Here is a 25,527-nt window from a genome sequence, read left to right as displayed (position 1 = left end):
ATAAATACAATTTTTAATATATATCTAAGAGGGTTTTGTAGGTGTTTTGGGGGTTTTAAAAACAGACAAAACCTATCTATAAAATAATTCATAAAACCTATCAAAATACTTATTCTGATGTTTTAAATTCCATGGTGCATTTGTCTTGATTAACAGGTCAATTAACACATCAAATAAACAGCAAATTTCACTATTTTGCTGATCTGACCTCTCTCATGGGCTGTGGATAAACAGCCTTTAAAAAACTTTTTGAAAAAGTTTATCGGCTTTTGAATGACTTTAACTCATTTTGCACTCGATATTTGGTTTGAATCAATTTAATAAACTCCATTTTGATTACTTTTGAAGGGAATTAATCAATAGAATATATTGCCATGGAGTCTATTCTTTATGCTTCAATCTATTAAGTATGATAATGAACATGTCACTTTACGCTCTCTCTTAGAATATTATCGTCAACAAGCAAAATCACCCCGTGAATTGGGAACCATGTTTGAAAACCTTGTCATGGCTTATTTGACAAACGACCCTTTACAAAAGCAAGAATACGAAAAGGTTCAAACCTATTTGGAATGGGCTAAAGAGCATGGAGAAGATGGAACTGATATTGGCATTGATCTGGTCGCTACAATCCGTGATGAAGGAGGCTATGCTGCCATTCAATGTAAATGCTATGATGCCTCTCACATAATTAAAAAAGAAGATATTGATAGTTTTATAGCAGCGTCTGGCAAAAAGATCTTCACCCGTCGTATTCTGGTTGATAGCACTGAAACAGATTGGAGTGACAATGTTGAACTAACTTGTGAGGGGCAAGAGGTTCGTATTCAACGCATAAACCTTTTTGATTTGGAAAGCAGTCAAATCGATTGGGGGGCGTATAAAGAACAAGGACAAGCCGTTCTTAAAGAGCAACCCAAAAAAAAGCTTTTAGATCATCAAAAAGAAGCCCTTGAGAAAGTCTGTGAAGGTTTACAAGAAGCAGACCGTGGCAAGCTTATTATGGCATGTGGAACGGGCAAGACTTTCACCAGTTTGAAGATAGCAGAAACCATAGCGGGTCAAGGCAAGCGCGTATTGTTTCTAGTGCCCTCCCTTGCTCTTATCTCTCAAACAATTCGTGAATGGACAGAAGATACAGAAGTGCCTTTGCGTTCCTTTGCCGTGTGTTCCGATACACAAGTGGGTAAGCGTCGTAAGAATAATAAAAATGATGCTCTTGAATTTGATAGCTCTGATCTTGCCTTGCCTGCTACCACGGATGCAAAAGAACTGGCTAGCAAAGCGGGTAAGGTTTCACATGATCTGATGACCGTGGTCTTTTCCACTTATCATTCAATCCAAGTGATTTCGGATGCACAAAAAGACCATGGTTTACCCGAATTTGATTTGATCATCTGTGATGAAGCGCATAGAACCACTGGGGCTTCATTGGGAACTGAAGACAATGAATCTGAATTTATCAAGGTTCATGATAACAACATCATTCGAGGCAAAAAACGCCTCTATATGACAGCAACGCCCAAGATCTTTACCGATGATGCCAAAAAGAAAGCCAATGAAATCAATGCCGTTCTAGCATCTATGGATGATGAAGAGCTCTATGGAAAAGAGCTTTATACCTATACTTTCTCAAAAGCCGTTCAGAATGAACTTTTAGCACCTTATAAGATTATTGTTTTGGGTGTTAATGAAGAGGAAGTAAGTCAATCCATTCAACATCTGATGACCGATGAAAATTATGAACTTATTCTTGATGATAAAACCAAGATCATAGGTTGTTATCAAGCCCTTGCTAAAATAGATCTAAAAGTTGATCTAAGTGATGACCCCAATCCCATGCGGCGGGCTTTAGCATTTTGTAAAGATATCAAGACTTCTAAACGCATTCGTAAAACCTTCAATTCTGAAGAAATACAAGAAGAATTATTTAATCTTCATCAACTCTATAAAGATACCCCGCCTCTTCACTGTACCTTTGATCATATTGACGGAACACAAAGTGCCAAATCACGCAATAAAGCCCTTGATTGGCTTAAGGAAGATGTGGGGGAAAATACTTGCCGTGTGCTCACCAATGTAAGATGTCTGTCTGAAGGGGTGGATGTACCCGCTCTTGATGCCATTATGTTTTTACACCCGCGTAAAAGTTATGTGGATGTCATACAGGCGGTGGGGCGTATCATGCGCCGTGCAAAGGGCAAGAAAAGAGGCTACATCATTTTACCCGTTGGGATCCCTGCTGGGGCATGCTTTACGCTACAACAAGAGATACAAGGTGGTCTGGCAAGTGATCAATGCTTTGCTTGCTCATGACGAGAATTTTGAAATCACCCTTAACCAGATGATTTTGGGGCAAGATGTTAGTGATTCTTTGGAGATTGTCGCCTTAAAGAGCATGACCGCGGTTGAGGATAAACTTCATATCCATGAAAAATCAGAACATATGGGACTTGAGATTGGAAAAGCCGCTCATGAACCACAAACTATTCATAGTGTAACAGGAAGATTACCTTTTTATAAAGAGTTTCCCAATGCTCTGAAAACCCTTATTGCGAAGAAATTTGCTATTGCGGATTATTGGGAAAATTGGGCGGGTAATGTTGCTGAGATTGCACAAAACCATATCACGCATCTCCAAAACTTGCTTGCTGATGAAACCAGTGAAGCCTTTCATGCTTTTGATGTATTTCATAAAGAATTACAAACCAATTTAAACAGTGAAATCAAACAAGAAGAAGCGATTGAGATGTTAGCGCAACATCTTGTCACGCGTCCTGTGTTTGAAGCTTTGTTTGAAGGCAATGAATTTGTACAAAACAATGCCATTTCGCAAGCCATGGAAAAAATCTTAACAGAACTTGATAAAACCAATATTGAAGAGAAAACGAAAGATCTTGATAAATTTTACAAAAGTGTCACGTTCTGTACAGCAGAGATTACCGAAACTCATGCAAAACAGAATCTTATTATAAACCTTTATGAAAGTTTTTTTGTAGTGTAGCTGCAAGAATTTGTTTAACTCTTTATTTGAAGAAAAAAGAGTAAACTCTATAGGAATCAAAATTCCAAAATATTGCTTATTCTGTTCAACATATTTTCTAGGACGTGGGTTAGGAATATTCTGAAAGTCATTTTCAGAATCAATCACTTCGGGATTATAAGGACTATTTTCTCCCGTTAAAACATAAATCCAATAGCAGATCTTCGAGTTCACAGAAAACTTTTCAATTATTAAGGTAACACATTGATTATCACGGTTAAAACGGTATGTTCCTTCCTCTAAAAATTTATCAGCATCATTGATATTAACTAATTCTGAGGCTGGATCTATTTTATATTTATAAGAAAGAAAGTTAAGGGTATTCATAAAATTAACATAATTACAATGTCTATAGTCTTATCGGGTGGTAGATGTTGCCTAAGTTATCTTAGTGACTATGGGAGTGTAGTGTATCGCAAATATACTGGGTCATTTAGAATCGTTTGGCTGAAAATTAAGGCTATAAAATTTTAATTGCAAAAGCAATACGAACTTTAGAGAACTCTGCAGTGAGAGCTAGTTAGATTTTTAGAATATGGGCTCCCCCTTCCCTGCTTTTAAGTGGAGGAGAAATCAGTGCATTGAACGAAGCATGGCATCACGTAAAATGGCGTTAATCCGCGTTTGATATCCTTTCCCTTGACTTTTAAAGTCACGCTAGTACGTCTGAATCCACACGCACAGTTGTGACAGTTTTCATGGGTTTACAGAATGGATTGAAAACGGTGTCTTTCCAGAACTCATCATTGAGTGACAGAATATCTCTATGATCAATTGCACTATCCGACATTACAGCCAATTTATCAATTTCAACTCTCTGTTCATCTGTCAAAGCCGATAAGTTACCTACCTCGATTTTATAACGAACTTTCTTCTTTATAACGTTTCTTTTCTTTCGAGTTGGCTCTCTGTGCTGAAATAATACGGATTACCTCTATGCCATCTTTATCGTCATGGACAGTATGCACTACGAATAGTAATAAAAAAAAACTCCACAAGCACTAAAGCTTGCTAACCATACTCTCCATTTTCAACACGCTCTTGTTTAGCTATGGAGAATAGATCAGAAAAAACATATGCAGCTATTTCAAAACTTTACACGGTGCTTTCTAAGATTACTTTTTGTTTTAGCTTCATTCCATTCAAATCTCATTTTTATACCTTATATTAACACATTTACTTATATTAACACATTTATAAGGGTATTATATACATCAAGAGTTTTAGATGAACACTTAATTATCCATGTTTTTGTAAAATTAATATAATAATAATTTAAAAATTAGTGATTAATTAACTAAAAATATTAAAAAAATAATAAATTATTCTAAGGCTTTATGCATATAATATGCAAATCGAATAAAACTTACAAGCATGTTGAATAAAATGATATTAATTGGCTATTTGGGAGCTGCTCCTGAAAGCAAAAATGAATTTTGGTGCCGAAACATTCAATTTTCGTATGGCTATCTCTGAGAGCTATGCAGATAAAAATACCAATAAAAAGTAGACAAAACAAAATGGTATTCCGTGGTGCTTTTTAAGCTACATACATTTGGCAAAACTTGTTCTTCAGTACAGAACTGCCCCTTTTTCCGAATGAATGAGAGGAACGGTTTTTTTAATGGTCAACGCTACAAAGGATGCAATCAGCACTTTCAAGAAACCACTAACCAAAAAACCTAATGAACTTATTAAAACTGTCAGCAAAGGGACCTGTGTCATATAAGCCACCCATGGTATTCCAAAAGAATAGACTATCCCAATGCCACCCACAGTATTTATCACAAATAATATTATAAAATTTAACCGGTGCCAAAATAATTCTACCATAAAGCCAATAAAAAATGCAGCAAATGGAAAACTAATCAGATAACCACTCGTAACTCCTGAAAAAACACTAATTCCACCACGACCACTAGGCAATAGAGGTAACCCAATCGCAATAAGAACAAGGAAAAGAAGTGATGCTAAAGCTCCCCTTTTCGCTCCAAGTATAGAGCCTGCTAACATCGGAGCCATAGACTGAGCTGTAATAGGGACACCCAGCAAAAAAGGAAGATAAATAGGAGGAAAAAGACTCAAAACAGCGTAAATAGCGGCAAATAAAGCAATATAAACTAAATCTTTTGTATTCACTGAATTATTCCTTCACTAGGGAAAAGCTTTCGTTATTGTTGTATAATTAATAAAAAGTATCAGATTTATAAAAGTACACTTTAAATGCCTTAGATATAGAGAAAAATACTATAATAATTTATTTTAATAACATCACTTATATGAATCATATTAGATTCTACAATGTTTAATTACATCATAAATTACTATATTTAAATTCAATAATAGTGATATATGAATATTATATAATAACAAAATAATACATTTATTTTAGTTATTATGCTTTGAATGAATGAGAGGAACAGATCTTTTAATCGCGAGTGCAATAAAGGATGCAATCAACACTTTTAAACAATCGCCTATCAAAAAAACTGATGAAGCCATTAAAACCTTCAGTAAAGAAACTTTGGTCATATACGCTGTCCATGGAACACCAAAAGAATAAACTATCCCAATGCCACCAAAAGTATTTATTATAAATAATGTTATAAAATTTAACCGCTGCCAAAACAACTCTACCATTAAACCAATAAAAAATGCGGCAAATGGAAAACCTATTAAATAACCACTTGCAATTCCTGAAAAGACACTGATTCCACCACGTCCACCAGGCAACAGAGGTAATCCAATCGCAACAAGAACAAGAAAAAGGAGTGACGCTAAAGCACCCCTTTTTGCCCCAAGAATAGACCCTGCTAGCATCGGTCCCATCGATTGAGCTGTAATAGGTACCCCTAGAAGAAAAGGAAGATAAATAGAAGGGAAAAGGCCCAAAATAGCATAAACAGCGGCAAATAAGGCAATATAAACTAAATCTTTTGTATTCATTTGATTCTTCTTTCACTATAAAAAACTTTGATTATTATGAGATGCTGTATCAATGGTATCAGCATCATAAGAACGCGCTTCCAATGCTTCAGCCACTTCTGACGCCATTCTTATAGTCCGTATAATTAAAGGTATCGCAAGAGCGACAATGTTAGTGTTAAGTCCCCGTGCTTGCTGTGCTTCATGTACCTCATTAAACTTTTCACTCAAAAGAGGAATAAACCTGATCGCCATAGAGATAACCATACTCACTTTTGATGGATTTATACCAAAAGAACGAAAGGGCTGGAGGCCTGCTTCAATTGCATCCACCATATCTGAAACTTTTGTTGTGAATGAAATAAGTGACGATAAAGAAAAGAGGATAACAAGACGTAATATGACCTCAACCCCCGTAAGCCAACCACTAAAAATAGTTTGAAATACAAATAGAAGAACTAAAAGCAATCCCATCGATTTAAATTGCTTTATCGCAGTTTTGAAAGGGACCTTGGCGACTCTATAGAATAAGATGACCAACAACAAAAATAACCCAAGAAGCGCTATGGAAGAAACCATTATTATAAAAGTTCCACACGCCGTAAGAAATAATAACTTAACTCCAGGACTTAACCTATGAATAAACGTACCCCTTGGAATATATAAACCGATCATGACATTCTTCTTATATACTCCTTGATAGCAACAAAAGGTACATCATCAATTGCTATCTCCCCCTTATCAAAAACCAGCACTCTATCAAACTTTTTCAAAAACTCCAAATCATGCGATACAACTATTGCCGTTTGTGGTAATTCTTCTATCACTTGCGTAACGCGATGCTTATTTCGCAAATCAAGTAATGTCGTCGGCTCATCAAAAATAATGTAGTCTGGTTTCATTGCAACTACACCGGAAATAGCAACGAGTTGTTTTTGCCCACCACTTAATAAATGGACAGCGTGATTTCTGAAATCTTGAAGTTCATAGCGTTGTAAAATTTCATCTACACGCTCCTTAATTTCATCTTTATTAAGCTTTAAATTTTTGAGACCAAAGGATAAATCCTCTTCAACTAATGGTAAAACAATCTGATTATCGGGATTCTGAAATACAAATCCAACTTTACGCTTTACTGCTTTTGCATCGCGCTTGGTATCAAGCCCATCAACGCTTACAAAACCGTGAGATGGTAATTGGAGTCCATTAATAAGACGAACAAATGTACTTTTTCCAGAACCATTCGCACCTATAACAGCAATTCGTTTTTCGGTAAGCTGTACAGTAATATTTCTTAAAACACACAAATCACCAAAAACTTGTGTTACCTCATCAAATTTTATAGTCCCCAAGATTTATTCCAATCAATCCCTTTTATTAGCTCTTCTTTCTCTATCGTTTCAGTTTATAACCTAAAAGTAATAACAAGCACCATAGAGGAATAATAATGACTGCCAAACTCATATCAGGCATCTGTACAGGAATATATGCTTCAAGGAAAGGCACGCTTATTCCTATCATATCAAAAAGTCGAGTCATCAATCCATTTTTCCCAAAACCACTGACAAACATAATGCCAAATAATAAAGCAAGAAAGCAGAGGCAAAGATAGTTAGCGTAAGGATATAAACCAAACGCATAAATAAAATCGCCCTTTCTGTTCTTATGGGCATTGCGAAATTTCAAATGAACAATAACAATAATAGCCCAAGTAATCACTGCTGCTGCAGTTGCAAGAGCCATGATCCGCATGAAACTATTATCAGGAACAAGAGCATTAACAACGACAATCAACGCCGTACATAATGAAGAAAAAAGGATAGCAATATAAGGAATACGAGCAGCACTCAGTTTACTAAAAATATGTGGTGCATTTTTTTGTACAGCTAAACTATAAAGCATACGGCCATTAGAATAAATGCCACTATTGTAAACAGAAATAGCAGCCATAATCACCACAAAATTCAAAATATGACCAGCAGCAGGAATTCCTATAGTCTCGAAAATTGTGACAAAAGGACTACCATTTTTTCCAATCATATTCCAAGGGCTGATTATCATAATAATGCTGATAGAACCAATATAAAAAATTATAATCCTCCACATAACTTGACGAATAGCCGCTGGAATTGTTTTTTGTGGATTAGATGCCTCTCCAGCAGCAATACCAATAAGCTCCGTTCCTCCAAAAGAAAACATTACTACAGAAGTTGCTAAAACAACCCCTACTGCTCCATAAGGGAAAAAACCGCCATGGTCCCAAAGATAATGAATATTCGCTTGATTTTCCCCTAGTCCAGTGACAATGAGAAAAATTCCAAAAATAATCATACCAATAACAGCAGCCACTTTGATCAAAGCGCAAGCAAATTCAAATTCTCCATAAAAACGAACATTAAACAAATTAACAAATGTAACAAATAAAAGAACAATGAAAGATGTCTTCCAATGATCAATCAAAATCCAATGATCAAGGTAAAACCCTATCACTGTAAGTTCAGCCATGCTCACAAGAATATAAAGAAACCAATAATTCCAACCTGTTATGAAACCAGCTAATCTCCCCCAATATTTATAAGCAAAAAAACTAAATGCTCCTGAAGACGGTTCTTCTACTGACATTTCACCAAGCATTCGCATAATGAAATACATAATAAGCCCGCCTACAAGATAAGATAAAATAACTGAGGGACCAGCTAATTGAATTGCCTCGGTTGACCCATAAAAAAGTCCTGTCCCAATAACCCCACCCAAAGCAATCATTTGAATATGGCGATTTTGAAGGCTACGCTTCAATTCCTCGTGCTTTTTTTCAGACATCATGCCTCACTACTTTTGTTGAACTTAACCTCAACTTTTATTGAAAAATTAGGCACCTCTTTCAAAAAACACAAAACAAACGTAAACTTATTTTCTTATCATAATGCAACTCCTTATTTTTTTGTGCATTATACGTATGTCCCGTTGAAGTTTTAAGAAAAAATATGCTCCACCCTTTATTTAAATTAATGTCCTTCATTTTCGTTACACTAACCATTATAGCATTGGTCATTGATAACGCACACTCTGTAATCACATCACATTGGACAACAACCCCCTTTAATAAAATTTTAACAAGCCTTCTGCAAACAGATATCTATCACCTTAATCAATCTCTATGCAAGGTAATGCCTGATTTTCTGTCCTCAATTTGCATTACTCTCACTTATTTACCCGCATGGTCTATCTTTGGTGCTTTAGCAATAGTATTTTGTATCTTAAATTACGAAAAACAAAAGCCTTTTCACAAAATATCATATACATATAACGAAGAGTACATTTGATCTTTAAAAAAACTTCTAGAGCCCTCTGTACTATAACATAATCGATGTCGCTTAAAACCCCTCACTCTATTAAAACAACTGAAGATCACTTGATCATCAGAAAAAATTAAAACGCTTCATTATAAATATAGGCGCTCACTTATGATTTCTATAGATAACGATAACATCACTTTATTTGTATCAATTTAAAAAAAATTAGCGAATAAATCTACCTCCCATCTATAAGAAAACTCTGTACAGAAAAAACTTAAAATATTGCAGTTCATATATTTTTCTATAGCTGCTTATTTAATACTCTACAAAAACTTTTCTTAATTTTCGTACTAGAAACCCCACATAAAAAAACGTCTTCTAATATCAGCTCTCCTTATAAGATTGGAACTTATTAAAATTAATGAAGAAGCTTATAAAAATTATTCTACAAGTCTAACAAAATGCGTGAAATAAAGACTTATCTGTAAATAATTGCAATTGTGATAAAAAATATTTCGCACCTTCTCCCTATTGAGAAAATGGTAAGATAACAGCTTCAGTAACACTCTAGTTCTTTTAAATCTGAAAATCGTCTCGCTAAAATATCAACTTTTTTAGATATCTCATCCAAACTTTTCCATTGATTAGTTACCTCTCGAGAAAGTTCCTCAATGAATTTTTCTTGGTAAGCTAGCTTCATTTCTAATTCTATCAGCCGATCTTCATCCGACATGATTTTTACTCCCTCTAAAATAAAAAACGTGATTAATTTTATTAATCCTCCTCCCTTTTTCTTCCCATAAAAATGAGAAGTAACTTCTCAACTAATTCTAATCATCTATTTGCACATTATAAAAGGTTTATGATGATCTTTATTTTCCCAATCACTCTATGCAACAAATTTCTTTCTTAAGAATCAGAAAATGTTTTTATCTTTACTAAGTTATCTTGACACCATTTTTCATCCTAAAGATCTACATTCCCAGCTTCTTAATTTAAGTGCTATCGTAAATTGAAAAGCATTTTATAGCATTAAGGTCAAAGAATACTTTCCTCTGACTTTTACATAATTCTCCTTCAAATTATTATCATATGTATAAATTATTGAAAAAATGCATTCTTGCTTTTATACGTACTTTTAGCTATTACCCTCAAATTAGTTTTGTCTCATTGACTTACAAACCTATGCCGCATTAGCTCAGTTGGTAGAGCACATCATTCGTAATGATGGGGTCGCTGGTTCGAATCCGGCATGCGGCACCATTTTATTTCTTAAACATATTGAAATATATATTTTTTTAATTATCTGTTTGAAGACCACCTTCTAGGGTTTATACAATTTTATCTAATCTGTTGTTATTTGCTCCGTATTTTTCTCTGGAGTAAATGCTAAAATCTCTTTCTTTCTCCACCTCACTGCTCTCGCTAGCTTATATGGCTCCGGCCCCCTCTGAAGCACCCAATTGCGAATCGTTGTTGTGGATATACTAAAAAGCTGTGCACACTCACGTATTGTTACATATCTATTGCCATCATCAAATATCATCTCATTGCCTTTTTATTTTTTATGTTATGTGAATGGGCTGGGATGCTAGGAGGAGAGAGCTTCCTATATTGTCAAGCAGCTTTTTGTCAAAATCTTTTGTGTCTCTTGTGCTATTGCCTCTAAAAAGATTTCAATAGCTTGATTGATTTGTTTAAGAGGCTGCTGGAAACGTAGCCAATACAACACCAGACAAAGATGATACCATTGGACCCGAACGCCCTACCAAATGCTTCATATGAAAAAGAAAATATATGAAACCGAACTAATTGTTCAAATTTATTACAGTACAATATTCTTAAAAAAACTATCAAATATCATTGGTCTATATATTGAATATGCTCCACTAATATATTGTTTCAGTTGGAAACAGACTGTAAGAGAGGAGAAATATCCGTTATGTTTTTTATGTAACAGTTTATTTAAAATCCTTCATAAAGGTATTTTTTAATGAAATTAAGCAATTAGGGGAAAAAACAAAGAATAATTAAATTAACTATAGATTTTTTTATTAAATATGTATAACACGTTATGTATATGTTTTATTGATTCTAAGATACTTTTTAGATATATAATGTTAAATTATAATGTTTTTTTGTTTTTATAAAAAAATTCTGTGGTGCAATTTATGACTTTTGAAATTACTTAAAAATCAACACCTAATTATTTCATTAATTATTATGTCTCTTATTTTTTGTTAAAAATGCTTTTTGTTATTGGAATTATTGAAGTTTTTTCAAGTAAAGTTCTTCTAAATCATTCTGGATCAACTGTAAGAATTTATGAGTGAAATCTATCTGATTATAAATGGAATTATTATAAAGTTATTGTCTTTAGATGGAGATCAATTGCTGCAAAATGAATAGTATTTAGCATAATCTTTATTCAAAAAAATGATATAGATCTTAAAATAATCCACTATGGATGTTTTGAATTTATTATGCCCTTTCGCTGTTCTGTTCTTAAAAATGAGTAGATGTAAGTTTTTAATTCATATCCTGCTTTGTGTAGTTTTTTATAGGTAAAAATAATGCGAAAAATATCAAAAGAAGGGCTTGTATTGATTAAGCAATTGGAAGGCTTGCGTTTATCAGCTTATGAAGATTCTGGTGGTGTCTGGACAATTGGTTATGGACATACAAGTGCTGCTGGTGCCCCAAGCGTTCACAAAGATATGCAAATTACGGAAAAAGAAGCTGAAAAAATCCTTTGTCAGGACTTGAGGGAGTATGAAGCTGTTGTTGAAAAAGCCGTTACCGTTCCTTTAAACGATGAACAATTCGCGGCATTAGTATCATTTTGCTATAATGTAGGAATCACAGCATTTCGCAGTTCTACACTTTTAAAAAAGCTTAATAAAGGTGAATATGAAGCGATACCAACCGAATTGCAAAAATGGACAAGAGTGGGAGGAAAACGTATCCAAGGTCTTGTCAATCGCCGAGCAACCGAAGCAGGATTGTGGGCAAAAGGAGCTCATGTTGCCCCCAATTATCATGTAGTAGAACCAGAAGGCGTAACAGGTATTTGCAAAGTAGAAGCTCTTGCACCAATCATAGGTTCTTTTTCAGGGCTTGGAGGTCTTTTTGCAGGAAATGGTCCTGTTCAATGGGTTCTAGCAGGCATTATGGTTTTAGCCGCTTGTACGGCTATGATATACATTGCTAAACGTTTTCAGGAACACCGTCTATGATTTTATGGATAAAAAAATATCTGACAATGACGTCAGCGCTCATAGCAGCTTTTCTTATAGCTTTAGTCAAAGCCTTTTTTCTTGGGAAAAAAGTTGAGAAGCAAAAGCAAACAAAAGAAGATTTCAAGATAGCGACAACACGGCTTGAGGTAGAAAATGAAATTAATAAGAAAAGTGATGCTGATGTGCGCACTAAGCTTTCTAGCTGGTTGCGCGACGAATGAACGAACTTCTTGTATTGGATGGCTGCCAATTTATTTGAATCGACAAGATATCAATGTCATTAGTCCAAATTTGGCGAGAGATATTTTAAAACATAACGAACAAGGTGAACGTTTATGTGGTTGGAGAGATAAACGGAAAATAAAGTGATAAAAATATAATTCCTCTGAAACATCAATCAATGAAAAGATTTGAAAGAGGTGGATACATTCAGATTAAAAGTAAAAGCACTTAAAGGATTAAAACACTCTGGTGGTCGATTAGATTTAATTAGAGTAACTGAGGTGTCTGAATTGAAACTAAAGGATTCAACAGATTATGTTTGTGTAAAATGATTGAGTCTATTGATGTATTCTAAGGGCATCTTTGTTATCCTATCAAAAGAAGATGAGAAAAGATTTTATGGATTGCACTACTATCGTCGTTCAAAGAACTGATCATACACAAAGGCTCTGTTTTCAACAAAAATAACATCTAGGAGCTGGCATGCTTGAAGAAAAGAAATCTACGGAGCTATATAATGAATAATGGTAAGGCTTTTATGTGATTTGTAAATGACGTTGCTTCAGCTTCCTAATTATAATAATGATGTACGATAAGGCAAATACTTTCGCACTGTATCTGCTTTTTCATGCTAAAGCGGCGGGAAAACATTGTGAATGATCTTGGCTGTTAATTTTTCTATAGGTAAATTCCCTATGTGGGAAATGACATGCAACTCCAGTCGAGAAAACCAGCAACCATTTTTGCTTTTATTTTTTAACTTAGCTTTTTTACTTTCAAAAGTCGCCTAGCAATTTCTTGAAAAATATTGCTTTACTATTTTAAGATAATTTTTTTCTGAAATAAAATCCTTCTTTTAAAATATTACGGTAATATCTTGCAAACTCATGTACTGCTTTTAGAGAAAGTTTGTAATAAGACCATGCCTTTCACGGCTTTTATTGTGATGTGTATAACGGAAAAATTAAGAGTGCGTATTATCTTTTCGAACATTCAACTACAATCTTATTTCATCACAATATTTATCTTGAGAAGATACTTTTACAAAGATACTGATAATCTATAAATCGCTCTCCCCTAATTCACCTTCTCGCTCATCCTTCCATGCATTGCCTGTCCACCTTTTAAACCACCTTAAATTTTTGATATAAAATTTTTTCTTTAATTTTTATTTTTTATTGAATCATAAAAATGATATGTCTCAATCTCACCTCTATGCATCTTTATACGCTCTGATTCTTGTTTCTAAAGCCCAGATTGCCTACATATCGTACTGTTTTTATATTTAATGTATATTTTTAGATTTATTCCTAACTTGTTAGAAAAGTTGCTATATTTTGATAGAAATATCTTCTATCAGTTCACTTTATTCAAAAGATTCTGAAAGGATTCTCAAAAAGTCTGTAAAGTTAAAGACTATTTAATACGTATTGTTTCTTTTTTAGAAATCAAAATTGGTGATGCCCCATTCCTTACCAGCAATTGTGTTATTTGCAGAGCAATCTGTATAAGATGGTGTATAAAGTTAACTAAAGTTTTTTGAATTTCTAGCATATTGTTTAAAGACAAAAAACTCCCTCTTATTATGCAAGCAGCTTAGACATCGGCTGATAATCCTCCCGCTTATAAAAATCCTTTCTTTAATAACCTTCAAAACCACAATTAAAGTGGTGAAAGATAAAACAAGATTTTTAGGCGATCATAACGCACAATAAAATCAGACCAGTCTAAATGTTCAATGCTAACACCTGCTAAACAGTGGAAAATAAGTTTTAGCACGCATTCAAATTGGAAGGGCTTAAGCCCCCCGCGTGCTACGATGGTTTTCTACTCTCATCGTACGATTTACATTCCCTCTAAAACTTAATCGCTGTAAATATAAAAATCTTGAAGCCCGTTCTAAATCCGTGAGAGTTTCTGGATCTTGCTGTATTAAACGTTGAAATTCCTCACAACTGCTCATCTGAAATGCTAAATTTTTCATAAAAGGACGATAGTGGCGTTGTAACATCCCTAAAAAGTTTACGACATAACCTGAGAGATTATTGCTGATTTCAGGAGATAGAATCAATTTCTGTTCAAAGAAAATATCACTCATACCAACAAAAAGGTTTAGTCTACATGCCATGAGGAATGTCCTCAAATAATTTTGATATTTTTTTGATCAAATTTCTTTTGTTACCAATATCAGCAGCAACTGGTGTGGAATTAACAGAATGATAATTTTTTATCTTAAAATGTATCCATCATTTTTTACATTCTTTCATCTATCTTAGCCTTCTTTTCACAGCTTCAAATGATAAAAAGTAACTGCAATGTTAAGTCGTTTTGCATCGAACAAATTTCTCGCAAACTATCCCTATTGGCTAGATGACAATCCATCCTCTATTTAAAGAGAGAAAAACTTTTCTTTTTTATTCAGCGATAAAGTAAATATTATCCAATTACTTACGAGTAGAAATTCGATCAAATGGAAACTGTAATTCTTTCTACTCTGAGTAATCTTGTACCTATTTATATAGGTTTAGGAAAGCGTGCTGTTATGAATATTCATAAAAATGCTTCAAAAATTGATATCAGCAAAACCTCTGTTTAAAAAAGGAAAAGATGTTCTCTTACTTGCTACTGAAGAAACTGTTCAGATTTGTCTTGATGTTGCTAAAGAGATTCAAAAAACATGAAGTTATCCCAACGCTTACAAGTGTGCCAACAATTCAACTTTGAGATAATAGATCAGTGCTAGAGTTATGCCAATCTCACCAATCTGTTGTTGTCTATGAAGAGCATAGTATCAAAGGAGAAGCTTGGAGATGCAATTGTTAAATCGCTTATGGAACAAAACATTCTATGCCAATTTGTATCATTAGGCCCCCCACCATCCCCATCTGCAATAAAAACGAACTTGATATTTTAACAAGTTATAAAATCAATCGAGAACGCATAAATAGTGTTAGAAATGACATACTATACAAAAAATATTCAACTGCTTCCTAATATGCTCGTCAGTTCAAAAACATCATAAATCATTGAGAATACAAGAAAATAAGAAAGAAAAGCACATTAATTCACGCAGTTTTGCTCTCAGTAAACGAGCTTTTTTAAAGATAGTACGGATATTTTTTCATTGCTTAAAAATGTACTCCATAAAAACAATATCATATCCATATAATATATTATCCAATGAACTTAATATAAATAATATATAGATTATAGAAATATTATTTATTAGATACATTTTTTATTATAATTATAGATTAAAATAAATACATATTGACATTTTTAATAATATTATTTATATACTATAATTAATATTATTTATATTAAAATAAAACTAAATGGATTTTATAAATTTACGTTTTATGCCAATATGGAAAAAGAAGTAATTAACATATTATATTTTAATGTTTTTTATATATAGGAGGGAAAAATGCTCACAGCATTATTTATATCTATTTTTTCTATATCAACAGTTGTTTTACCTTTAATATCAGCGCTTGTTCCTTTTTATCCGTAGAATGAGCTTTTAATAAAGTAAATAAAATATGTATGCAATGTTATTATTGTTTTTTTTCGTGTTTATTATTATTAATACTTAATATTATTGTAGTTACTGAGTATTTTCTGTGATTTTATAGAGGAGCTTATTGATCTTTTCTATTTAACTTTAACTGTCAACATATTTTTTAAAATATATAATTATGCTCCTCTATAAAAAGACTTTCTTTTTCTGAAAGAAGTATAACATATTGCTTTTATTGCTTAAAAACATCTATATTTACTAAACTCTTGCGTGTAATATCTTTGATTGTCTGAGTACCAGTCAGTGTCATAGCTACCCGCATTTCATTGGCAAAAAGATCAAGGAGATGCATAACACCTTTCTTACCTGCTGCTGCAAGCGCATAAACAAAAGCACGGCCAATCATAACAGCATCCGCACCTTGTGCTATCATGCGTACAACATCAAGACCAGAACGAACACCTGAGTCCACTAAAATAGTCAAATAATCCTTTACAGCATCCGCAATTGCAGGCAACGCTCGTGTTGTTGATAATACACCATCAAGCTGACGTCCGCCGTGATTAGAAACAACAATACCATCCGCACCAAATTTTACTGCTTCTCGTGCATCTTCTGGATCAAGAATACCTTTCAAAATCATTTTTCCTTTCCAAAAATCGCGAATCCATTGTAAATCATGCCAACCAATTGATGGATCAAAATTTGCACCAAGCCAACCAACGTAATCATCCAATGCAATTTTCTTTTTGAGATAAGCAGAGACATTTCCAAGATCATGAGGGCGCCCCATAACACCAACGTTCCAAGCCCAATATGGATGAGTCAAAGCTTGTAAAAAACGACGTAAACCAGCATAAGGACCAGACATTCCCGAATGCGCATCACGATAACGTGCACCAGGAATTGGCATATCAACTGTAAAAACCAACGTGCGTACACCAGCCAACCAAGCCCGTTCTAGTGCATCACGCATGAAACCGCGATCTTTGAGAACATAAAGTTGAAACCAAAATGCACCTCCAACCGCTTCTTGCACTTCCGCAATAGGACAAACTGAAACAGAGGATAGAGTAAAAGGAATCCCTTTTGCCGCTGCGGCACGCGCTGCTTTTACCTCTCCACGACGTGCATACATGCCCGTTAGCCCAACAGGCGCAAGTACAATCGGTAAATCAAGTGTCTGATCAAAAAGCTTGATTGAAAGATCAACTTCACCAACTTGCCTTAGAATCCTTTGACGCAATGCAAGTGCTTGAAGATCTGTACAATTACGTCGCATCGTTTCTTCAGCATAAGCCCCTCCATCAATATAGTGAAAAAGAAAGGGAGGAAGACGACGCTTTGCTGCCTTACGATAATCAAGTGTTGAAGAAATAATCATTGATGGCACCATTGTTCCTAAATGAAAAGAGGAAACATCCTAAAACGCATAAAAGCGAATCCATGTACCTACCTATTCGCTATTCTCCCAAAGCACTCTATTGAATAGATAGAAGCAACAGAGACTGCAACTTTCTAAAAAAACTAATTGATAAAAACAACGTCTTTATTGCTCTTATCCAAATTTAAAATCTCACAGTATGAAGTATCATTAATAACGTATCTACTCATATATTCTTCATGTGCAATTAAAATGTTATACTCTCTTTAAAGCAATCCCTCTTCGAAAGCGATTACTCCGTAGCTTAATTAGTTATAATTTAAAGTCGCTTCTCCCTCCAAAGATCCTTACATTATCAGTTATTAAGAATATAGAGTGTCATTAAGTATAAATCATAATCTCCTCCAAAAGATGAAAAAATCCTTTATTAATACTGGAAATAAAGCTGTCGCATACATGCAAAAATCTTCTTATATCAATATTCAAAACTGAGATCTGTTACTTATTCATGAAAGTTTATAAAAATATATAGTGCCTAATTCACATAAAGCATAAAAACTTTTAATGTTCATACCAATAGAAACCTTCATATTTAATTGAATAATTTTCTAGCAATATTATATCTTGAGGCTATAAATGAGTTACTAAAATTAGAACAATGTTTATTGAAAATAATTGTTACTAAACTAGAGTGAAAACTTATTTATTAACTCTTAAGGATAATTTTTATACGGAATAAAATATACTGGTTATTACACTCTAGAAAAATTGAGTCAATTGCAGCATCCAATCTCGCATATTTACTTTGAAAAGTGAGTAGCTACTGTTATATTGAATTTTATTAACCTATTGATTTATTATAATAAATATGAATAATATATTGAATATAGTAAAATTCTTTCATTGTAAATTTTGTCATGATGAAATAATCAAAACTATTCTTTTGCACATCATAAATGGAGTTCGTATAGATAGAACCTCTTGAAAAAAGAAGTAAAAATGCCTCTCATACCCTCTCAAATGCAAGAGATGAGATAACCTTGGAAATTAAAAATAGAATGCATGACGCCAGTTTTGCGAAGCACAAAATTTTCTTTTATCTAAAATACGCTTTCTGCATACATGTTATCAAAATTCGTGGTTCCCAACTCATTTAAAATGCTTGGACAACTTTAAACCCTGTGCTTGATAATGTGATCCAACATCATGTCCATAAAGGGTTGATGGTCGATTAAGCATATGCTCATAGACCAAACGGCCAATAATTTGGCCATGCTCTAAGATAAAAGGAACTTCATGGCTCCGCACTTCTAAAACCGCTCTTGCTCCTTTTCCACCCGCCTCCTTATGCCCAAATCCTGGATCAAAAAAGCCTGCATAATGCACCCTAAACTCGCCAACTAAAGGATCAAAAGGTGTCATTTCTGCGGCATAAAGCGGAGGCACATGAACAGACTCTCGTGAAACTAAAATGTAAAATTCATCAGGATCAAGAACCAACTCCCTTTGACCACGATCAAAAAGAGGTTCCCAAAAATCTAAAACGTGGGCAACGGCACGTTTATCAATATCAATAACACTTGTATGATGTTTACCACGATAACCTATAAGCCCGTTTTTGTCTCCCTTTAAATTAATGGAAAGACCAATACCACCAACACTAATATTAGGAAAATCATCCGATATCAGTGTTTCTTGCCTTTGCAAAGTATGCAACTCTATTTCATTTAAATAACTTTGCCCTTTTCTAAACCGAAGCTGTGATAAATGTGAGCCTGTATGCACCAAAATTGGAAATGTGCGTGGACTAATTTCCAAATAAAGTGGACCATGATAACCAGCACAAATTTTATCAAACTCCTGAGCATTATCCGTAATGACACGTGTAAAAATATCTAATCGTCCTGTAGAACTTTTGGGATTGGCAACAGCAGATAAGAATTCTGGTAAAGCTAAACTTTCTAAAAGAGGAACAATATAAACACACCCCGTTTCCAAAACGGCTCCACCTCGTAAATCAAACTCATGCAACTTTAACCGTTCAAGCTTATCCAAAACTTTTGTATCAGGTCCCGGCATAAAAGAAGCACGTATACGATAAGCTTTCTCCCCTAAACGAAGATCAAGACTTGCTGGTTGTATTTGAGATCTATCAAATGGATACTGAGCCTTGAGAAAGTTATTCTCAATCAAAGCTTGTATATCACTATCTGCTAAAATACCGCTTATACGCGCCATATATATTGCCTTCCCTTTTTACATTGTTTCTTTTTTGACCTAGATGATAAACTGGTGCAAGCTATTTTAAAGTGATAAAAACTATTTTTATGTTTTTTCCAACCGACTTGTTAACATAAAATAAAATAGGAGGTATTGTAAAAATAATACCTCTCATGCTCTCTTATTCTTGAATGTCTCGCAAATGATGTTATCATAATTTTCTATAGAACCCTTAAGATTCCTGTTAGAATTTATTATGATTATACGCCATCTTAGCGAAAATATTATTAATCAAATCGCCGCCGGTGAAGTTATTGAACGACCAGCAAATGTTGTCAAAGAACTTGTTGAAAACGCTATTGATGCTGGTGCAACACGCATTGAAATTATTACAGCAAATGGTGGAAAAAATTTTATAAAGGTGAGTGATAATGGTTATGGAATTCCTGCAGATCAATTAACTTTAGCAGTTTCTCGCCATTGTACCTCAAAGATTACCGATGACGTACACAATATCTGCTTCCTTGGATTTAGAGGAGAAGCCCTCCCCTCTATTGGTTCTGTTGCTAAACTTAAACTCATTTCACGAACAAAAGATGCTGAGAGCGCTGCTGAAATTTCCGTTACTGCAGGAAAAATTGTAGGACCCAAACCAGCTGCTGCGAATCTTGGAACAATTGTTGAAGTTCGTGATCTTTTCTTTGTCACACCAGCACGATTAAAATTTATGAAAACTGATCGGGCTGAAACAAATGCTATTAGCGATATGATTAAGCGAATTGCTATCGCATTTCCACATATCCGCTTTTCTCTTTCAGGACTAGACAGAACATCTATGGAATTGTCTGCTACAGAAAATAATATTCAAGGACAATTACAACGTATTACGCAGATTATGGGAAAAGAATTCGCCCCTAATAGCATTGCGCTGAATGCTGAACGCGAAGCGGTGCGCTTAACAGGTTTTGCCTGTTTGCCATCTTTCAACCGAAATAACAGCCTTCATCAATTTGCTTATGTTAATGGACGTCCCGTGCGTGATAAATTTCTATGGGGCGCTATCCGAGGCGCTTATGCTGATGTCATGACACGAGATCGTTATCCTGTCGCTATTCTTTTTATTGACCTCCCACCTGCTGAGGTAGATGTTAATGTTCACCCAGCCAAAGCTGATGTACGATTCCGTGATCCAGGATTAATTCGTGGTTTGATTGTTGGAGCTATTCGTGAAGCATTGCAGCAATCTGGTATTCGTCCTACTTCAACCCGTTCTGAAGCAATGCTTGCTGCATTTCAAACACAACAATCATTAGCACAACAACCATTAGGCAGTTTTAAGAACACGCACCAGTTCTCTTCTTACAGTTCACAACCTCATCATTTTACCAGTGCTTCAATGGTCCAAAAACCATTGGATAGTACTCACTCTTTTGATTTAAAAGAAGATGCCGCTCCTATTATGGAGGGCTTAAATACACCAAGTGGGGATGCATACATTCCAAGCACGACATCTTCATCAGAAGAGTTATCTTATCCATTAGGAGCGGCCAGAGCACAAATCCATAAAAACTATATTATCGCCCAAACACAAGATAGTTTGATCATTGTCGATCAGCATGCAGCTCACGAACGATTGGTTTATGAAGCACTCAAAAATGCACTTTATTCCAAACCACTTCCTTCACAGTTATTACTTATTCCTGAAATTGTAGAACTCTCTGAAGAGGATGCAACATGCCTTTTAACGCATAAAGATGCTTTGCAAAAATTTGGATTAGGAATAGAACCATTTGGACCAGGAGCAATTGTTGTGCGTGAAACACCTTCCATGTTAGGAGAAATCAATGTCCAAGCCCTTATTAAAGATCTCGCAGATGAGGCTGCTGAGTATGATACAACAAATAATTTAAAAGCAATGCTTGATTATGTTGCAGCAACGATGGCCTGTCACGGCTCAATACGGTCAGGGCGCCTTTTACGCCCCGAAGAAATGAACACACTATTACGACAAATGGAGGCAATACCTAATACAAGTACATGTAATCATGGACGCCCTACTTATATTGAACTCAAATTAGCAGATATAGAACGGCTTTTTGGCAGAAAATAAGCCCTTCTTCATTTTTACAAGAAAAATATTTTAAAATTAACTCTCGACTTTATAATATATTTTATGGCACTTTTCTTGAATCTCTTGTATCAAGTAAAAAGGAGTTATAATGTTTCCCAATGGTGAACGCGAAGCAAAAATTTATTATTCTAATAACGGATATGACATTATAGAATATGGTACCTATACCATTTGTGCTGTTAGCGGACAAAAAATCCCTATAGATGATTTAAAATATTGGAATCATCACCGCCAAGAAGCATATGCTAGTTGTGAAATCTCCTATCAGCGCGAACTTGAGTGCAACCCATATCTCAAGCAATTGTTAAAAACAAAAGAAAAATAACCCCTCAAAAGCTATAAATTTAGCCTTTGCCTTTTAGACAAGAAAATTCAAGGGAACGTTTTCTAAAGCGGGTTATGACCTCTTCAAGGACCATACGACAGAAGTCTTTTTGAACAAAATCGACATTCACATCAAAGATAATAAGATTTTTCAAATCTTTTTGCATGTGAATTGTCTGTATACGGGTATAATCTTTAGCTGTTGTTGCGAGCCATAAATTGTGCATTTTAGCCTTTTGTATAAGGCTTTTTAAATTTTTATCTGTAAAAAAATAGTGGTCTGGATATATGTAAGTTTGCACCACATGACCAGACAATTCTTTAATAGATTTAAAAAATTTATCTGGATTGCCAATACCAGCAAATGCCAAAAATGATTTTCCTGAAACCTCATCAGAGGCACTGGCTTTAAGATGAGCACGATATAAAGGCTTTCCAGTACGCGAAACAAGAAAAGCGACATTATCAGGCGCATCGGAGTGACCAATCAATAAAACACTATCCATAAAAGAAAACTGCGTTTTTAATGGTACGCGCAAAGGTCCTGCTGGAAAGACAGCTCCATTACCAAAACCGCGCATCGCATCAACAACGAGTAACGCATAATCCATATAAAGACGGCGACTTTGAAATCCGTCATCCATTAAAATAAGATTACATCCCTCTTGTTTAAGCCGTTGTGCCGCTGCATAACGATTAGGTGATACAGCTACAAAAGCATGCCGTGCAAGTAAAAGTGCCTCATCTCCAACACTATATGGAGTATCATATTTTTCATTTACAAGATGTACCCCTTTAACTGATCCACCATAACCACGAGATATAATACCAGGTACGAAACCAAGTTCTTTAGCCACTTTTGTAAAAGCAATAACAACCGGCGTTTTACCCGCACCACCACATGTAAAATTTCCAATACACAAAACTGGCAGATCAATCACGGGAGGCTGTCTTGTCATAAAACGACTTGAAAAATAACCATACCCCCATGAAACTGGAGCTAACACAAAACGCAAAAAGCTTTTATTTTTCCACCAAAAACGAGGGGCGCTAATATGCATATCTACCCTGACGCTGACGTAACCCTGTTTGTATTACAAGGGGTTGTAAAAATGGATCTAAAATCTTTAATGTGCGCTCAAATGCACCTGCCATATCTGTCGCCACTTCATGAGCCTTATCAACCATTTCTTGCCGCAATGTTTCATTTGTTAAAAGCTTATACACCTGAATAGCAAGCTGTTTTGTATCTTGAACCATATATGCTGCATCATGCGTTAGAAATTGTTTGAACATCTCTTGAAAATTTGAAACATGAGGCCCTGTCAAAATAGCGGAACCAAGCAAAGCCAATTCCAATGGATTGTGCCCACCATTTCCACATAACGATTTACCAACGAAAGAAACTTTCGATAAGCGAAGAAAAAGTCCCATTTCTCCAATGGTATCTCCCCATAAAATATCGGTATTCATGTTTGGAACAGCATCTCTACTCCTACGAATAAAACTTAACCCCTTATTATCGCATTTTCTGATAAGATCTTCTGAACGTTCTGGATGACGAGGCACAATAATTGTTAATAAATCTGGCAAATAATTTTTAACAATTTTATGGACCTCAAAAGCAATCTCCTCTTCCCCTTCATGCGTTGAAACAGCTGCCCAAACTGGGCGATTGCCGATAGCATTACGATAACGTGCAAGCAATTCTTGATTTTCAACCAGAAAAACATCAGCCTTGAGATTACCAGAAAATGTAACAGATTTTACGCCAAGTGTATGGTAATAAGCTACATCTCTTTCATTTTGACCAATCGCCAAATCAATATCCTTAAAAATATGTTTGGCAAGAACACGTCGTTTTTGCCAAGCTTTAAAAGAACGTTCAGACATATGGGCATTAACCAAAATCTGCGGAATACGCATTTTTGCAAGTTCTTTAATACGAAGAGGCCAAATTTCTGATTCACAAATTAAGACGAGATCAGGCTTCCAATGACGAATAAAACGGCGCACTGCAAAATCTAAATCCAAAGGAGCATATTGATGAATCAACCTATTACCAAAATATTTTTTCACAAGAGTAGAAGATGTCACCGTCCCAGTTGTCAATAATACATTGATTTCCAATGATAAAATATAATTTATAAGTGGAACAAGTGCAAGTGTTTCTCCAACACTTGCTGCATGCAACCAAACTAACGAACCTTGGGGGCGTATATGAGAACTTTTACCTAAACGCTCTTTTTTGCGACACCACTCTTCTTTTCCACGAATAGCACGAAAGAACAAATAAAAAGGAATAACAGGACATAAGCAAAAACCAATCATTCGATAGCTTAAAAGAGCCGTATGTGCCTTTAATTCTACCATTTAAAATCACCTCATCCAGCTATTTTAAGATATCTATATACTTATTTTGTTTAAAAATTCATCAACACTATTGGTTGCATCCATATTTTTTAATATCATCCATATCTTAAATAAAAAAAGCTTAATCCATGAGAAAATTCAATACATATACACATTATTTAAATCTCTTTTAATTAAATTTTGTAACTTATATCGATTTTATCACTTCATTCTGCACCCTATAAAAAATCTTATTCAAAAATAACAAAACTACATTTCAGTCGATTATAATTTTTAAAATATAAATGATAAACCTATGACATAGATTGTATCAATTTTTTCAACTCACTGAATAAATACTTCTTATGATTTTAATGAGACTTTGAATTTTGCACGTTGGTATTTTAGAGAAAAAGCTTATTTTTACATATGTTAGGTATTGTCAATTTTTCAAAAAATAACCCATATAGACATTACAACCGAATATAAGTACAACAAATAAAATGTGTTTAAAAGAAAGCTCAATCTCTATTATTTCATTTCAATAAAATGAATATGTCAAACTAACCTTAAAAAACTTTTGAATAGTATAGAGTTCTCATTTTAAATTGTGATATAATCTCTTAAAGGTAATCCAGAAAAATCTAATCTTGTTTAATAGAGAATTTCTTAAAAGTCTTAAAGCAATTTAAATAAGAGTTTTCAAAATTTTAAATCCTCTCTTTTCAGGAGGTCGCAATGATATATTATTCCTTTTAAGATTGTATATAATCAACACAAAATGATTAACTTATAGATTGTAGTTTTAAATGAGTACTCAAGAAATCCTTATGAGGTAAGTTAACTTCATAAATCTATTCAGTTTCTCTAA

Annotated in this window: 17 protein-coding genes, 1 tRNA gene and 3 pseudogenes; 7 read left to right on the top strand and 14 right to left on the bottom strand. The window is 34.4% G+C overall.

Features of this window, described 5'->3' with window-relative positions; translation table 11 throughout:
- Positions 1-390: 390 nt before the first annotated feature.
- Positions 391-2,995 (top strand): annotated as a pseudogene (locus tag ACFINH_RS07025) (DEAD/DEAH box helicase family protein); the annotation flags it as partial.
- Between the two features lie 621 nt (positions 2,996-3,616).
- Here the strand turns inward: ACFINH_RS07025 and ACFINH_RS07020 are convergent.
- The 7 genes and pseudogenes from ACFINH_RS07020 to ACFINH_RS06990 all read right to left on the bottom strand — a co-directional run.
- A pseudogene (locus ACFINH_RS07020) lies at positions 3,617-3,667 on the bottom strand (hypothetical protein); the annotation flags it as partial.
- A gap of 948 nt (positions 3,668-4,615) precedes the next feature.
- On the bottom strand, positions 4,616-5,182 hold the full coding sequence (locus ACFINH_RS07015) for a biotin transporter BioY (RefSeq protein WP_375629706.1): 567 nt from the start codon (positions 5,180-5,182) through the stop codon (positions 4,616-4,618).
- A 249-nt stretch (positions 5,183-5,431) separates the two neighbouring features.
- Entirely contained in the window at positions 5,432-5,989 is a 558-nt protein-coding gene (locus ACFINH_RS07010; RefSeq protein WP_375632495.1) for a biotin transporter BioY, read from the bottom strand.
- Positions 5,990-6,004: 15 nt separating this feature from the next.
- Positions 6,005-6,643 carry an energy-coupling factor transporter transmembrane component T family protein gene (locus ACFINH_RS07005; RefSeq protein ID WP_375632494.1) on the bottom strand — a complete coding sequence of 213 codons (639 nt, stop codon included), beginning with the start codon at positions 6,641-6,643 and terminating at the stop codon, positions 6,005-6,007.
- Entirely contained in the window at positions 6,640-7,320 is a 681-nt protein-coding gene (locus ACFINH_RS07000; RefSeq protein ID WP_375618715.1) for an energy-coupling factor ABC transporter ATP-binding protein, read from the bottom strand. The genes ACFINH_RS07005 and ACFINH_RS07000 overlap by 4 nt, the downstream gene beginning before the upstream one ends.
- A 40-nt stretch (positions 7,321-7,360) precedes the next feature.
- Positions 7,361-8,788, bottom strand: coding sequence for an amino acid permease (locus ACFINH_RS06995; protein WP_375632497.1), 1,428 nt, complete (start codon positions 8,786-8,788; stop codon positions 7,361-7,363).
- A gap of 1,032 nt (positions 8,789-9,820) precedes the next feature.
- Positions 9,821-9,997, bottom strand: a complete 177-nt coding sequence (locus ACFINH_RS06990; RefSeq protein WP_375612388.1) for a SlyX family protein — start codon at positions 9,995-9,997, stop codon at positions 9,821-9,823.
- A gap of 454 nt (positions 9,998-10,451) precedes the next feature.
- On the opposite strand from ACFINH_RS06990, the gene ACFINH_RS06985 reads away from it, so the two are divergent.
- A tRNA-Thr gene (locus tag ACFINH_RS06985) sits at positions 10,452-10,527 on the top strand.
- 82 nt (positions 10,528-10,609) lie between these two features.
- Here ACFINH_RS06985 and ACFINH_RS06980 read toward each other — a convergent pair.
- The gene (locus ACFINH_RS06980; protein ID WP_375632493.1) at positions 10,610-10,810 is read right to left on the bottom strand and encodes a helix-turn-helix transcriptional regulator; all 201 of its coding nucleotides are present in this window, start codon (positions 10,808-10,810) and stop codon (positions 10,610-10,612) included.
- A 1,027-nt stretch (positions 10,811-11,837) separates the two neighbouring features.
- Here ACFINH_RS06980 and ACFINH_RS06975 point away from each other — a divergent pair.
- Together ACFINH_RS06975 and ACFINH_RS06970 are read left to right on the top strand one after the other, a co-directional pair.
- Complete coding sequence (locus tag ACFINH_RS06975; RefSeq protein WP_375612387.1) at positions 11,838-12,500, top strand: lysozyme; 663 nt, start codon at positions 11,838-11,840, stop codon at positions 12,498-12,500.
- Positions 12,497-12,724 carry a hypothetical protein gene (locus tag ACFINH_RS06970; RefSeq protein WP_375618608.1) on the top strand — a complete coding sequence of 76 codons (228 nt, stop codon included), beginning with the start codon at positions 12,497-12,499 and terminating at the stop codon, positions 12,722-12,724. The genes ACFINH_RS06975 and ACFINH_RS06970 overlap by 4 nt, the downstream gene beginning before the upstream one ends.
- Positions 12,725-13,359: 635 nt before the next feature.
- Here ACFINH_RS06970 and ACFINH_RS06965 read toward each other — a convergent pair.
- Together ACFINH_RS06965 and ACFINH_RS06960 are read right to left on the bottom strand one after the other, a co-directional pair.
- Positions 13,360-13,793: pseudogene (locus ACFINH_RS06965) on the bottom strand (integrase); the annotation flags it as partial.
- Positions 13,794-14,523: 730 nt separating this feature from the next.
- Positions 14,524-14,853 (bottom strand): hypothetical protein, encoded by a 330-nt coding sequence (locus tag ACFINH_RS06960; RefSeq protein ID WP_375632492.1) that lies wholly within the window; start codon positions 14,851-14,853, stop codon positions 14,524-14,526.
- Between the two features lie 342 nt (positions 14,854-15,195).
- On the opposite strand from ACFINH_RS06960, the gene ACFINH_RS06955 reads away from it, so the two are divergent.
- Positions 15,196-15,321, top strand: a complete 126-nt coding sequence (locus ACFINH_RS06955; protein ID WP_375612384.1) for a hypothetical protein — start codon at positions 15,196-15,198, stop codon at positions 15,319-15,321.
- 1,156 nt (positions 15,322-16,477) lie between these two features.
- On the opposite strand, the gene lldD is transcribed toward ACFINH_RS06955, so the two are convergent.
- Entirely contained in the window at positions 16,478-17,629 is a 1,152-nt protein-coding gene (gene lldD / locus ACFINH_RS06950) for an FMN-dependent L-lactate dehydrogenase LldD (protein ID WP_375632491.1), read from the bottom strand.
- A gap of 1,149 nt (positions 17,630-18,778) precedes the next feature.
- On the bottom strand, positions 18,779-19,867 hold the full coding sequence (locus ACFINH_RS06945; RefSeq protein ID WP_375632490.1) for a 2'-deoxycytidine 5'-triphosphate deaminase: 1,089 nt from the start codon (positions 19,865-19,867) through the stop codon (positions 18,779-18,781).
- Positions 19,868-20,105: 238 nt separating this feature from the next.
- Here ACFINH_RS06945 and mutL point away from each other — a divergent pair, with 238 nt between their 5' ends.
- A complete protein-coding gene (mutL, locus tag ACFINH_RS06940; RefSeq protein ID WP_375613514.1) occupies positions 20,106-21,959 on the top strand; it encodes a DNA mismatch repair endonuclease MutL in 1,854 nt (617 codons plus the stop codon).
- 109 nt (positions 21,960-22,068) lie between these two features.
- The gene (locus ACFINH_RS06935; RefSeq protein ID WP_375612380.1) at positions 22,069-22,305 is read left to right on the top strand and encodes a DUF2093 domain-containing protein; all 237 of its coding nucleotides are present in this window, start codon (positions 22,069-22,071) and stop codon (positions 22,303-22,305) included.
- Between the two features lie 19 nt (positions 22,306-22,324).
- Here ACFINH_RS06935 and lpxK read toward each other — a convergent pair whose 3' ends face one another.
- Together lpxK and waaA are read right to left on the bottom strand one after the other, a co-directional pair.
- On the bottom strand, positions 22,325-23,365 hold the full coding sequence (gene lpxK / locus ACFINH_RS06930; RefSeq protein WP_375632489.1) for a tetraacyldisaccharide 4'-kinase: 1,041 nt from the start codon (positions 23,363-23,365) through the stop codon (positions 22,325-22,327).
- On the bottom strand, positions 23,355-24,677 hold the full coding sequence (gene waaA / locus ACFINH_RS06925) for a lipid IV(A) 3-deoxy-D-manno-octulosonic acid transferase (RefSeq protein ID WP_375632488.1): 1,323 nt from the start codon (positions 24,675-24,677) through the stop codon (positions 23,355-23,357). The genes lpxK and waaA overlap by 11 nt, the downstream gene beginning before the upstream one ends.
- Positions 24,678-25,527 lie beyond the last annotated feature (850 nt).

Origin of the sequence: Bartonella sp. AA74HLJMH (genome assembly GCF_042197045.1) — a bacterium.
GTDB lineage: Bacteria > Pseudomonadota > Alphaproteobacteria > Rhizobiales > Rhizobiaceae > Bartonella.
Note: the sequence above shows the minus strand (reverse complement) of the source record. Positions and strands in the feature narration are given on the sequence as shown.